We start from the raw sequence: 12,994 nt of genomic DNA, 5'->3' as shown, positions 1-12,994 counted from the left end.
GCGTAAATTATTATTTTAGCAAAAGTATTATTAAACCTTATTTGCGTCAATACTGATAAATAACCATTATGGAAATCCGTAAACAGCTTAGTGATCAATTACTGGACAACACCCCGAAAAAATGCAGGCTTGACATCGGGGTCTATAAACAGCAGGCGTTGGCATATTCTCAGATGGAAGGTGCAATATGTGTACTGAGTGATATGCAGGAGAATAAAAGCTTTATTTATAAATCTGCGGCCGCATATGAACTTGGACTTAAGATGGAGGAAAATCCTACAGAAATAAACTCCATCTGGGAAGAAGAGATGTTGAAAAAAATACATCCCGACGACCGCCTGAAAAAGTACATTCATGAACTCCGTTTCTTTAAATTACTGGATGCTATGCAGATGGAACAGCGCGCAGCATACAGTGTTGTATCAAAAATAAGAATGAAGGATAAAAATGAGAACTACAGATGGGTAAAACACCGCATGTTTTATGTTTATTCTCCTGATAACGGACGGTTGAGGCTGGCTCTTTGCCTTTATAATATGGCTCTGACTCCATCTAATGCTTCCGGTTTTATGATTGTGAATACCGAAAAAGGGGAGGTGGTTGTAAAAGATAAGCTTGATTATAGAAATATTTTAAGCCCAAGGGAACTGGAAGTTTTAAAATTTATAGGGGAAGGGTATGCAAGCAAAGAAATTGCAGATCTTCTTTCTATAAGCATCAATACCGTAAACAGACACCGTCAGAATATACTGGAAAAGTTAAAAGTAAAAAATTCTACACAAGCCTTTAAGGATAGTTTTTATTAAACATTCATCCTGGAATATCCGAAAAGTTCACCATGTTATTTTGTATCTTATGATTAATTTTATAACTTGAATACAGATTAGCAAGACCCATATGATGAAAAGAAGTGAAGAAATTACCCGTCAGTATTTTACCTTTTTAGATGAGCATATCCAGAAGGTGATTTCCGGAACTGTACCTGAATTTATGGAACTGAATGAAATTGCCAGAGAACTTGCTGTCTCTCATAAACATCTTACTGATACCATTAAAAAGGAAACCGGACAGCATCCCTGTTTTTATTATGATGAAAAAATTATTGAACAGGCCAAAAAGATGCTCATTGTTACGGATAAATCTGTAGCAGAAATTGCCCGTATTTTTACTTACGACCCTTCCAATTTTTCAAAATTTTTTAAAAAAATGACCGGTTTTACTCCCGGAAAATTCAGAGATTCCCATTCCGTTTAAAACTGACTGTTTTTATTCTTTAAAATTCCTGTTACAGGAGTTTCAGGGCATTTTTCGTCTCCGGGTAGGGATTTAATCCTAATGAATTCCTGCTGTAAAAGACAATTTAGTGAATTATAATGTTAAAATTTATAGAAAATAATCTTTTATAAATGAGATGGTTGTAAAAAATAACGGTCATTTTTTATTATTTATCTATTAATATTTCTTTATTATTTAGTTTTTTTATTAAATTTAGGTAAGAAAAAACTAATTAATTCAATACACATAAATGTTAAAAAGAAACCGGTATATGGTATTAAGTTTGGTTTCCAGGGGATAAGAATAAATTATTGTGTCTTTAATAATATTTAATCTTAATATGGGAGCTTAAGCCCTTCAAATAGTTATATATTTGTTTTTTTTTAAACCACACACAACAAACAAGATTAAGGATGAGCATCAATTTCACAACAGCAACCATTAAAGACTTTGAGAATATACCAGACAATGATATGGCTCAAAGGGCTGAAATTTTTTATGAATATTTAGACTTTGTAAAGTCTAATGGCCACATGAACTACAGACTGAAGAATACTTCAGGAACCAATGCAGTACTGAATGTTAATATTGCAGATCACAACAGAGAATTTGTTAGTTTTGTATCAAGTGATTATTTAGGATTTACGCAGCACCCAAAAGTAAAACAGGCTGCCATTGAAGGAATCGAAAAATATGGTACAGGAACAGGAGCTACTCCTCTTATCGGAGGATATTTTGATTACCACAATGCATTAGAAAAAAAAATCTCAGGTTTTTTTAAAAGAACAGAAGATGAAGCTGTCGTATTTACTACGGGTTATACAGCTAATAGTGCTTCTTTACAATGCCTGATGCAGAAAGAAGACCTGGCTATTTTAGATATGGCTGTACATGCCAGTGTGCACGAAGGATGTGCTTTTACCAATAAAAAAACATTTCCGCACAATAATTTGGAATCTTTGGAACACATTTTGAAGGTATCTGAAAATCTGTACCGTACGAAACTCGTTATTGTGGATGGAGTGTATTCCCAGGATGGTGATACCTCCCGTATTAATGAGATCTATGACCTTGTGAAGAAGTATAATGCCTTTCTGATGGTAGACGACGTACATGGTGTCGGTATCCTTGGAGAATCCGGAAGAGGTACTTTGGAACAGGCCGGGTTATTGGATAAAGTAGACCTTATTACAGGTACATTCAGCAAAACATTTGGAAATCTGGGAGGATATGTCATTGCAGATAAAAAAATAGCGGCATTCATCAGATTCCATTCCCGTCAGCAGATTTTCTCAGCGACAGCTCCACCATCATCAGCAGGAATAGTTAAAGCCATTGATTTAATTGACGAAGAACCTATCTGGAGACAAAAACTCTGGGATAACATCAATTATTTTAAAAAAGGGCTTGACGACTTAGGGTTGGATACAGGTGTTACCTGCTCTGCAATTATCCCTGTAAAAATCGGAGACCCCTATGTAACAGGAGAAGCCGGAAAACTACTAATAGAAAAAGGAATCTATACCAATCCGATTCTGTACCCGGCTGTACCCCGAAAAGATGCGCGTATCAGGATGAGTGTGACGGCAAGACACGAAAAAGAACATCTCGATAAAACGCTTAATGCGTTTGATGATATTAATAAAAAATTGCATATTGCGAAAAAATAATAATTATGCCTAGAAAAGTAGTGCAGGGCCCCATTAGGGACAAAGAAAAAACAAAGCAGAAACTGCTTGCTGCAGTTGGTAAAATTTTAAGAGTAAAAGGATATTCCGGATTAAAAGTAAGCAAAATAGCTGCCGTAGCCGGATTTGATAAAAAATTGATCTATGAGTACTTTGGAAGTACTGATAAGCTGATCGATGAGTATATCAAGTCTCAGGATTACTGGAGCCAGGTCAACCAGGATGTTGATATGGATTTCTCGGACGGTGGACACGAGCTTACCAAAATGGTTGTCTTGAACCAGTTCGAAAACCTGAAGAAAAATAAAGAACTTCAGAAGATTATCCTTTGGGAGCTTTCAGAAAGCAAGCCTATTCTTAAGAAATTAGTTGAACAACGTGAAGAAGTTGGAGAAGTTTTATTTGGAAACATCTCAGATCCTTACTTTGGTGAAGGAGTAGCAACAAGACACAGAGCAATTATGGCTCTGATTGTTTCCGGAGCTTACTATCTTAACCTTTATACGGGGTACAACGCCAATAAGTTTTGCGGTATTGACCTGAAAACTGAAGAAGGGCGAAAAGAGATTGAAGGCGCTATTGTTGAGTTGATTGACTTTGCATACAGCAAAAAGAAATAGAGGGTAAAAGTTTTCCGATTTGAACAGAAATATGTTTTTGTTGATATTTGAAAACTTTTAATTTTCAAATTAAAACTATATTTCTTATTTTTGACCAATGGAAAATTTTATAGTATCTGCAAGAAAATATCGTCCTCAGGAGTTTGATACGGTTGTAGGACAATCCCATATTACGGATACTTTAGAACATGCAATTGAAGAAAGTCAATTAGCTCAGGCATTACTTTTTTGCGGTCCTCGTGGTGTGGGTAAAACTACTTGTGCCAGAATTCTGGCAAGAAAGATCAATGAGAAAGATGGCTCGGTTTCAGAAGATGGCTTTGCTTACAATATCTATGAATTGGATGCTGCATCCAATAACTCTGTTGATGATATCAGAGAACTTATAGATCAGGTACGCTTTGCACCTCAGGTGGGTAAATACAAAGTATATATCATTGATGAGGTTCATATGCTGTCTTCTGCCGCTTTCAATGCATTCCTTAAAACGCTGGAAGAGCCGCCTGCGCATGCTATTTTTATTTTGGCTACCACGGAGAAACATAAAATTATTCCAACAATTTTATCCCGTTGTCAGATCTATGACTTCAAAAGAATCGTCATCGAAGACATACAGAGCCATCTGAGAAACATTGCCCAGAAAGAAAATATCCAGTATGAAGATGATGCCCTGTACCTGATTGCTCAGAAGGCAGACGGTGCATTAAGAGATGCACTTTCTATCTTCGACAGACTTTCTACTTTCTCCCAGAAAAATATTACACTGGCAAAAGCCGCCGAAGTACTCAATATTCTGGATTACGATCAATATCTGAATATCGTGGATCTTGCCAGGGAAAACAAAATTCCTGAAGTGCTTTTCGCATTTAATGAGATTGTAAAGAAAGGTTTTGATCCTCATATTTTCATTGCCGGATTAGGAAATCATTTCAGAGACCTGATGATGGCACAGAATGCTTCCACTATGGAACTCATTGAAGTAGGAGAGAAGACCAAGGCCAGATTTGTAGAGCAGGGACAGAAATGGGCCGCCCAGCAGCTTATTGATGGTATTGAAATCTGCAACCATGCAGATATTAATTATAAGAATTCCAAAAACCCTAGACTTACGGTTGAAATTGCATTAATGCAGCTGGCTTCACTGACAGCTAATTTAGGCGATACTAAAAAAAAAAATTCCTGATACTGGCTCCGTTTCTCAGTGAGAAACAGGAAGTGAAAATGCCGGAAAAAACTCCGGAGAAAAAAGAAATTAAAACAGAACAGCTGTCTGTTGCTACTCAGATGGTTCAGGAAGTTTCTGTGACCAAAACTACCAAGCCTTTGTCAAGACCGGGAATATCCTCAGGTTTCAGCATCAATTCCTTTTTGAATAAAGAAGATAAAGTGGAAACAGCAGAAGATGTTGTGGTGAGAACTGAAAATCTTCCTCAAAACCATTTTACAGATACGGATCTGCAGACGGAATGGAAAATTATGCTTAAACAGCTTCAGGTAAAAAATAACTTTGTATTTAATGCGGTAAAAACCTTTAAACTGGTAAAAGCTGAAGAGCATAAAATCAAAGTTTTGTTCCCGTCAGACTCTGCAAAAGTGGAATTTGATAAAATAAGTGGAGAATTTTTTAATCATTTTAAAAGAAAAATTCAGAATCATATTATTGAGGTAGAATACGTCAGAGACGTTGAAAATCTAAAGATTGAGGTGGTGACGAAGAGAAAATTATTTGAAAAGTTTATAGAAAAAAATCCACTTTTGAAAGATCTTGATGATTTAATGAAGTTTGATTTGACATAATTTTTATATATTTGTCAAATATTTCTGTCAGGAATAAGTTTCTGACAAAAACAAATTACAAACAGAAACGCTAAAACAAGACATTTCCAGAATACAATGGAAAAATTGATTAACACATATCAGTCTTTTTTTGCACCCGCTAATTACTTTTTTAGCGGTTATTTTAGTTTTTCTGCTTCTTATTTTAGAAATTTCAGAACGTATTACCGATTTTATTGGTACTGTTAACTGAATTTCTTTCCAAAAAATACAGGAGAAGTAGAGCCCTATTATTTTCCTGATTCCTTTAAACAATTTTGAACGGCATTTTTTGAAAAGAATTATAAATTAAATTTTATAATCCAAAGGGCTATTGCTGTCAATGAATAAATAATATAAAAAAACAATAAAATTTAGAATAATGAATTTAAATGATTTAAAAAATGAGTGGATCGATGGGCTTACACAGCCACTAATGATTGCAGGACCATGTAGTGCGGAAAGTGAAGCTCAAATGCTTGAAACGGCCAGGAGAATTAAGGAATCCAATGCCAATGTATCCGTTTTCCGTGCCGGAATCTGGAAACCCCGTACCAAACCCAACGGGTTTGAAGGAGTAGGAGTGATCGGTTTGAACTGGCTGAAAAAAGTAAAAGAAGAATACGGTTTTAAAACAGCAACTGAGGTAGCCAATGCACACCACGTATTTGCAGCTTTAGAAGCAGACGTAGATGTTCTTTGGATCGGAGCGCGTTCTACAGTGAATCCATTTACAGTACAGGAAATTGCAATGGCTTTAAGAGGAACTGATAAACCGGTATTTGTGAAAAATCCTGTAAATCCGGATCTTGCTTTATGGATCGGAGCTTTGGAAAGACTTTTAGGACAGGACATTAAAAACCTGGGAGTTATTCACAGAGGATTTTCAACCTACCAGAAAACAAAATACAGAAACAATCCAAACTGGCAGATTGCCCTTGATTTCAAGAGCCAGTTTCCAAATATTCCAATGTTAATCGACCCTTCTCACATCTGCGGAAACAGAACAGGTCTTGCAGATATTACACAGGAGGCACTTAACGTAGGATACCAGGGAGCAATCATTGAATCTCACTGTAATCCTGATGAAGCATGGAGCGATGCTTCCCAGCAGATCACTCCTGAAGTCCTTGCAGATCTTATCGGAAATCTGAAAGTGAGAAGCTCTAATCTTGCCGGTTTTGAAGGAGAAATGGGAAGACACAGAACTTTAATCTCCGATCTTGACTTCCAGTTAATTGAACTTCTTTCTCAAAGAATGAAAATTTCTGAAAAGATCGGTAAGCTTAAAAAAGAAAATGACATCGCGATCTTCCAGCCTGAACGTTGGAAAGTAATTACAGAATACGCTACCCAAAAGGCAAAAGAAACAGGAATGTCTCAGGAGTTTATTGAAAAAGTATTCAAAGCGATTCACGAAGAATCTATTGAAGTTCAGAATAATATTATGATCGAGAGATAAATTGCGGATAATAGTAAGAGTAGTATAATTTTTACTATATATTCAATAAAAAAATAAATCAGGGCTTGGCCATCAGTATTTAGGAGAATTGAAACATGTGTTTTTAACCCTATTTTCTGAATGCTAAGCCCTAATTGCGTATATTTGCATCAGCATTATCTATGAAAGGAAAAATCATTAAATCTACAGGCAGTTGGTACCAGGTTTTGGAATTGGAAACAAATAAAATTTTCGAGGCCAGAATCAGGGGGAAATTCAAATTAATAAAAACCAGACTTACCAATCCACTTGCTGTAGGAGATTTTGTTGAGTTCCAACTGGAACAGGATGACATTGCCTGGATCACGAAAATTGAACCCCGCTCTAATTATCTGATCAGAAAATCCGTAAATCTTTCCAAAGAAGCTCATATTATAGCTTCCAATATTGATTTGGCATGCTTTATCTTTACCCTGAAACATCCTGAAACGTCATTAGGATTTCTGGACAGGTTCCTGGCATGCTGCGAAGCTTATAATATTACCCCGCTGATTCTTTTTAATAAGATCGATGTTTTACACGAAGAGGAAATTGAAATTGTAAAAGATATTGAATTCCTATATCAGGAGATAGGATATGATACCCTGGAAATTTCTTCCTATTCAAAATTAAATCTTGACCAGCTTCAGGAAATTCTTAAAGATAAAACTTCCGTCTTCTTTGGCCACTCAGGTTGTGGAAAATCTACCTTAGTGAATGCTTTGCAGCCAGGATTGAATTTAAAAACTTCTGAAATTTCAGATACCCACCTGAAAGGTAAGCATACAACAACTTTTGCCCAGATGCATTTCTGGGATTTTGGAGGAAACGTTATCGATACTCCCGGGGTTCGTGAATTTGCAATGATTGATATTGAAAAAGAAGAAGTACAGCATTACTTTCCTGAAATTTTCAAAAAGAGAGAAGAATGTAAATTTCACAACTGCCTTCACATCAATGAACCTAAATGTGCTGTTATCGATGCTCTTGAAACAGGAGAAATTCAGCATTCGCGCTATGCTACTTACATTAAACTGATGGACGAGGCAGAAGAGGCTTCTCAGAAATAATCAATACAATCTTTATGTAACAGGACAAATTTTGTTAGAAATAATATAGAGACTATCATTGGATGGTCTCTTTTTTCTGTTTTAAACTATTTGTCGAAAGTGTTAAAGAATATTATTTACTGTTATTATTTTTTTTAAGATCAATTTAATGTATTCTGGACATTTTGTTTTTTGTAATTTATTTTTTTTGATTTTTACATGAAAAAATATTCATTTTTAAATAACTCTACTTTTCAACTTTACAATTTTGGCAGATAACTCCACTTTTGTCATATTTCTGACCACCATGAGATTGGATTTCCAAAAAATAAAATTATTTCACAAATTGCAATTAAAAGAACAAAATCGTTAAATATGATTAAATATTAATTAAAAAATTACATAATTAATAAAAAATGCCTTTGTTTTTTGCAAATAAAAAACCCAGCCGAAGCTGGGTAAAAACTAATAACCATGAAAACTCAAATTAAACATGAGAATCGCAATAGATTAAACAATTACTGTGCCAAAGTTTGTGTTACAATTTCTTAATAAAAGTTATTTTTATGTTAAAAAAAAATTAAAATAAAAATCAAAGATATTTTTTGTAATTTTGCGCCATTAAAAAAATATACATTTATGTCTAACATTACATTCACTATGATTAAGCCTGATGCAGTTGCTGACGGACATATCGGTGCTATATTGGGTAAGATTGCTGAAGGAGGTTTTAAGATCAAAGCTTTAAAATTAACTCAGCTTACAGTTGCTGATGCAAAAAAATTCTATGAAGTACATGCTGAGAGACCATTTTATGGAGAATTAGTAGAATTCATGAGCTCTGGTCCTATCGTTGCAGCAGTTTTAGAAAAAGACAATGCAGTTGAAGACTTCAGAACATTAATCGGTTCTACTAACCCTGCAGAAGCTGCAGAAGGTACAATCAGAAAAATGTTTGCAAGAAGCATCGGAGAAAATGCTGTTCACGGTTCAGATTCTGACGAGAATGCATTAATCGAAGCTCAATTCCATTTTTCAGGAAGAGAGATTTTCTAAGAAAATCATCTTACAAAATAAAAAATCCGGAGAATTTTCTCCGGATTTTGTTTTTTATAGGATTTTTAAAGATTATTTTCAATGGCTCCCACTTTTTCTCTGTACAGCTCAACAGGTTTATTAAGCAAAACTGCTATCACCGTCAGTTGTTTATCCAGTCTTTCTTTAGGGACATCAATATAAATAATTCCCGGACGGTCACTCCAGTAAAGCTTATTATAGATCGTATGATTGAGCATACTGCCTTCTCCTACGATTCTTATTCTGGCAATGTCATTTTTTATTCCTTTCAGAGCAATAGGTCCCGTAGGAACTCCTTCCACAAAAAGATATAGAGTCTGTTTGTCTTTTGATAAAGCGCTCATTCCTGGGTAGTGACCAGCCGGAAGTCCTTTTCCGGTCTCAAAAAACGCTTCTGCATGCTTACTTATCCATTGCAGTGTTTCCGGGTTTGTTGAAGGTGTTTTTTGTATTTTCATATCAAGGCCATCGGAGGTTAAGCCTTCATTGTTAAGTAGATTATTTCCGTTATACAATACATTGCTCATATCATAGACTGCTTCCTGAGTATTTTTGTTGTTCAGTATTTTGGAAAGAGAAAGTTCACTTTTCTTAAAATCTTTTAAAAATACCGGAGGAGTGTCAAAAGTAAGTTCTGCCACCGTGACATCTTTGTCAAATTTTACTTTGGAGAAATTCAAATTCAGTGTTTTCTCGGCATTATAATCCATCGTAACAACAGCAGATGGATCTCCAATGATTTTTACAGAAAGGGGTTTTGTAGCCAGTCCATAGATTTTTGTAAGTTTTTTAGCTTCTTCAAGATAAAGAAACAAAGATTTTTTCGAGGTTGAAAACGCTGATTTTCCTTTATAGTTGTCAAAAGAAATTCCACGTGTTGTTTCATAGATGGCATGTTCATTTTTGGATGTCCATCTCCCCAGGTTTTTCAGGATCTCAACTTGCTCTTCAGGAATGGTACCGTCGGATTTCGGGCCCATATCAAGAAGGAGATTTCCTCCCATGCTGATCACATCTGCCAAAGTCCTTACAATCATATTGGGTGTCTTATAACTTTTGTCAAAAGGCTGATACCCCCAGGAATCATTCATGGTATAACAAAGTTCCCAATATTGATTTTGGGGCGGAACTACCGGAATACCCTGCTCGGGTGTATCGTAATCACCATGATTATTGAGTCTTGAGTTAATAATGATATTGGATTTGTATTTCCTGAGTAAATCCAGGGTTTGAGAAGCTTTCCATTCTTCGGAAGTATGTTCCCAGTCTCCATCAAACCAGAGAAGGTCAGGTGAATATTGGGTAGAAAGTTCATTAAGCTGACCCTGATAATAGCTGATAAAATTCTGCCAGCGTGCCGGATCACTTTTGATTTCGTAACGCTTTTTTGTACGGGTATTGATATCATAATACGGATGGCTCCAATCCGGTAGAGAGAAATAAAGTCCTGTTTTTAATCCTGACTTTTTCAGCGCGGAAACAAAAGGAGTTAACACATCTTTTCCGGCCAGAGAATTTTTAGGGATGGTAGTTGCTTTTTCTGCCTTTGAATTCCACAATGAAACTCCGTCATGATGTTTTGTTGTAATGACAGCATACTTTGCTCCGGATTCTTTTATCAGATCTACCCATTGTTCCGGCTGGTATTTTGAAGCTGAAAAACCATTCAGCTGTTTCATATAGTTTTCGTGATTGATATAATTATTGAAGAATGACCATGATTCCGAGATTCCATTAACTGAATAGATTCCCCAATGAATAAAAATTCCCAGTTTGGCATTTTTAAACCATTCCATTTTTTTGCTGTTGTCAACTGTCTGAACCTGTGCGTCGATACTATGTGCAGATAATATCAATCCAAGGAAAACAGCTTTAATCAGACTGTTTTTCATATATGTTTTATTTTAACATTAAATATAGATAAAGAAAACATTATAGTGTAGAATAGTTTGTGATATTTAATGATAATTGTTGTCAAAACGTTTCTTATTATTGTATTTTTATAAATGGAACGTTTATTGTAAAATTTACCCGAAAAAGCAATTATGAAAATTCCAGCAATATTAATGGCGAGTTTATTAGCGGTAAGTGTTTCTGCACAGACCACTAAACCAGAAACTAAAACAAAAAAGCCTGTCAAAAAAATAAAGAAAGCCACTTCCGCGGATACCGTTGAAAAGAAAAAACCGGGAACCCCTAAGCCGGTAGTTAAAAAAGATACCCTTGTACTCCGCGAATATGGTTGTCCGGCCTGTGGAATGGGATAGAAGATGAGAAAGCCGATGTTAGGAGTATCAATGATGGCAGAAGCGGATTTTGTTTCTGCTGTTTTGCCATTGTTGCAGAATAATTCCATCGAAGTGATGGAATGGTCTTTTGATACCCTTTATCACACCAATGAGCCGGATTGGCTTCGGGATCTATTGAATTTTTATGCAGAAAATAACCGTTTAATAGGGCATGGAGTATATTATTCTTTATTTGATGCAAGATGGACAGCAAGGCAGGAAGAATGGCTGAAAAAATTGAAAGAAGAAGTCAGCCTGCGGAAATACAATCATATCACGGAACATTTTGGTTTCATGAATACTGAGAATTTTCATCAGGGAGTACCATTACCGGTATCTTTACATTCCAAAATTTTACAAATAGGAAAAGACAGATTATACAGACTTCAGGATGCTGTAAATATTCCTGTAGGGATAGAAAATCTGGCATTTTCATTTTCTATTGAAGATGTTAAAGAACAAGGCGTTTTTCTTGACAAACTCACGGAAGATACCAATGGTTTTCTGATCCTCGATCTGCATAATATTTACTGCCAGTCCTGTAATTTCGAAGTAGGTCTTCAGGAAATAATAAACTTATATCCACTCCATAAAATAAAAGAAATTCATCTTTCAGGCGGAAGCTGGCAGGAGAGTGCGTATGGAAAGAAGCAGGTGAGGAGAGATACTCATGATGATGTTATTCCTGAAGAAATTCTCTCTGTTTTACCCTCGGTTCTTACACAATGTCCAAATCTGGAATACATTATTATTGAAAGATTGGGGCATACCTTGAAAACCGAAGAAGAAAGAAATGATTTTCTGGCTGATTTTAATAAAGTCAGAACAATAATTGAAACTTCAGACCTGAAATTCAAAGAAAAAAACCGTTGGTGTAAAAAGGAAGTGAAACTTTCCGAAAAACCTTTGGAAGACCCGCTTTTGTATGAAGAACAGTCGAAACTCACAAGGCTTCTTTATGATAACTCAGATGTGAAGGCTATTCAAGATCTGGACTTTCATTATTTTAAAACACAACACTGGGACGCTGAAATGATTCTTACAGCACAGAATATCATTAAAAAATGGAATCCTTATTAACTATTCTATCCTGATAACCAAAATCAAATTATATGAAAATGACAACATTAGTATTGATCATTACCGCTGTCCTCACTGCTTTGATAGGAGGACTTTTCTATGCGTATTCATGCTCAGTTGTTCTCGGCCTAGGAAAACTTTCTGATACAGAATACCTGAAAGCTATGCAGAATATCAACAGGGAAATCCTGAACCCTGTATTCTTTATGAGTTTTATGGGAACAGTGATTCTTCTTCCCTTATCTACATTTTTGCTCCGCGGACAGCAGCCTGTTTTTATTTTTCTTCTTCTTGCTACACTGGCTTATCTGATTGGAGTTTTTGGGGTAACGGTCGCCGGAAATGTTCCGATGAATGATACTTTGGATAAATTTGATATCTCCGGTTCTACAGCAGAAGCGATCAGACAGATGCGGGAAAATTTTGAAAACAGATGGAATTTTCTCAATAATATAAGAACTGTTTTTTCCGTCATTACCATCCTTTTTGTAGTCTGTGCCTGTGTCTGGAATAAAGAATTATAAAGGATTAAGTGAAAATACCTACTATTAAATTACGTATTTCTACCGATGTGTACGTCTTGTTTTATTCGGATCTTTGTGTTGTTAGCAAGATAGTTTTA

The 12,994-nt window shown here is 35.6% G+C and carries 13 protein-coding genes; 12 read left to right on the top strand and 1 reads right to left on the bottom strand.

Annotation, left to right across the window (positions count from 1 at the left end; all coding sequences use genetic code 11):
- Positions 1-68: 68 nt before the first annotated feature.
- From LIV57_RS03610 to LIV57_RS03570, 9 genes are all read left to right on the top strand, one after another.
- Positions 69-806 carry a response regulator transcription factor gene (locus LIV57_RS03610; protein ID WP_227941445.1) on the top strand — a complete coding sequence of 246 codons (738 nt, stop codon included), beginning with the start codon at positions 69-71 and terminating at the stop codon, positions 804-806.
- Between the two features lie 91 nt (positions 807-897).
- Entirely contained in the window at positions 898-1,254 is a 357-nt protein-coding gene (locus LIV57_RS03605; protein WP_227941444.1) for a helix-turn-helix domain-containing protein, read from the top strand.
- Positions 1,255-1,688: 434 nt separating this feature from the next.
- Positions 1,689-2,945, top strand: coding sequence for an aminotransferase class I/II-fold pyridoxal phosphate-dependent enzyme (locus LIV57_RS03600; RefSeq protein WP_110011634.1), 1,257 nt, complete (start codon positions 1,689-1,691; stop codon positions 2,943-2,945).
- Positions 2,946-2,950: 5 nt separating this feature from the next.
- Positions 2,951-3,583 (top strand): TetR/AcrR family transcriptional regulator, encoded by a 633-nt coding sequence (locus LIV57_RS03595; RefSeq protein WP_047375406.1) that lies wholly within the window; start codon positions 2,951-2,953, stop codon positions 3,581-3,583.
- 97 nt (positions 3,584-3,680) lie between these two features.
- Positions 3,681-4,766: a DNA polymerase III subunit gamma/tau gene (dnaX, locus tag LIV57_RS03590; protein ID WP_202842770.1), complete on the top strand. Its 1,086-nt coding sequence runs from the start codon at positions 3,681-3,683 to the stop codon at positions 4,764-4,766.
- A gap of 38 nt (positions 4,767-4,804) precedes the next feature.
- Positions 4,805-5,380, top strand: coding sequence for a hypothetical protein (locus LIV57_RS03585; protein ID WP_227941443.1), 576 nt, complete (start codon positions 4,805-4,807; stop codon positions 5,378-5,380).
- A 400-nt stretch (positions 5,381-5,780) separates the two neighbouring features.
- Positions 5,781-6,860, top strand: coding sequence for a chorismate mutase (locus tag LIV57_RS03580; protein WP_047431451.1), 1,080 nt, complete (start codon positions 5,781-5,783; stop codon positions 6,858-6,860).
- Between the two features lie 161 nt (positions 6,861-7,021).
- Positions 7,022-7,948 carry a ribosome small subunit-dependent GTPase A gene (rsgA, locus tag LIV57_RS03575; protein WP_062670366.1) on the top strand — a complete coding sequence of 309 codons (927 nt, stop codon included), beginning with the start codon at positions 7,022-7,024 and terminating at the stop codon, positions 7,946-7,948.
- A gap of 618 nt (positions 7,949-8,566) precedes the next feature.
- Complete coding sequence (locus LIV57_RS03570) at positions 8,567-8,983, top strand: nucleoside-diphosphate kinase (protein WP_034722935.1); 417 nt, start codon at positions 8,567-8,569, stop codon at positions 8,981-8,983.
- Positions 8,984-9,048: 65 nt separating this feature from the next.
- Here the strand turns inward: LIV57_RS03570 and LIV57_RS03565 are convergent, their stop codons facing one another.
- On the bottom strand, positions 9,049-10,896 hold the full coding sequence (locus LIV57_RS03565) for an alpha-L-fucosidase (RefSeq protein ID WP_227941442.1): 1,848 nt from the start codon (positions 10,894-10,896) through the stop codon (positions 9,049-9,051).
- A gap of 153 nt (positions 10,897-11,049) precedes the next feature.
- Here LIV57_RS03565 and LIV57_RS03560 point away from each other — a divergent pair, with 153 nt between their 5' ends.
- From LIV57_RS03560 to LIV57_RS03550, 3 genes are read left to right on the top strand one after another with little or no spacing between them, the layout of a single operon-like run.
- The gene (locus LIV57_RS03560) at positions 11,050-11,271 is read left to right on the top strand and encodes a hypothetical protein (protein WP_110011638.1); all 222 of its coding nucleotides are present in this window, start codon (positions 11,050-11,052) and stop codon (positions 11,269-11,271) included.
- A 3-nt stretch (positions 11,272-11,274) separates the two neighbouring features.
- The gene (locus tag LIV57_RS03555) at positions 11,275-12,372 is read left to right on the top strand and encodes a DUF692 family multinuclear iron-containing protein (RefSeq protein ID WP_227941441.1); all 1,098 of its coding nucleotides are present in this window, start codon (positions 11,275-11,277) and stop codon (positions 12,370-12,372) included.
- Positions 12,373-12,410: 38 nt separating this feature from the next.
- A complete protein-coding gene (locus tag LIV57_RS03550; RefSeq protein WP_227941440.1) occupies positions 12,411-12,896 on the top strand; it encodes a DUF1772 domain-containing protein in 486 nt (161 codons plus the stop codon).
- Positions 12,897-12,994 lie beyond the last annotated feature (98 nt).

The organism is Chryseobacterium sp. X308, from assembly GCF_020733145.1.
GTDB classification, from domain to species: Bacteria; Bacteroidota; Bacteroidia; order Flavobacteriales; family Weeksellaceae; genus Chryseobacterium; species Chryseobacterium cupriresistens.
Note: the sequence above shows the minus strand (reverse complement) of the source record. Positions and strands in the feature narration are given on the sequence as shown.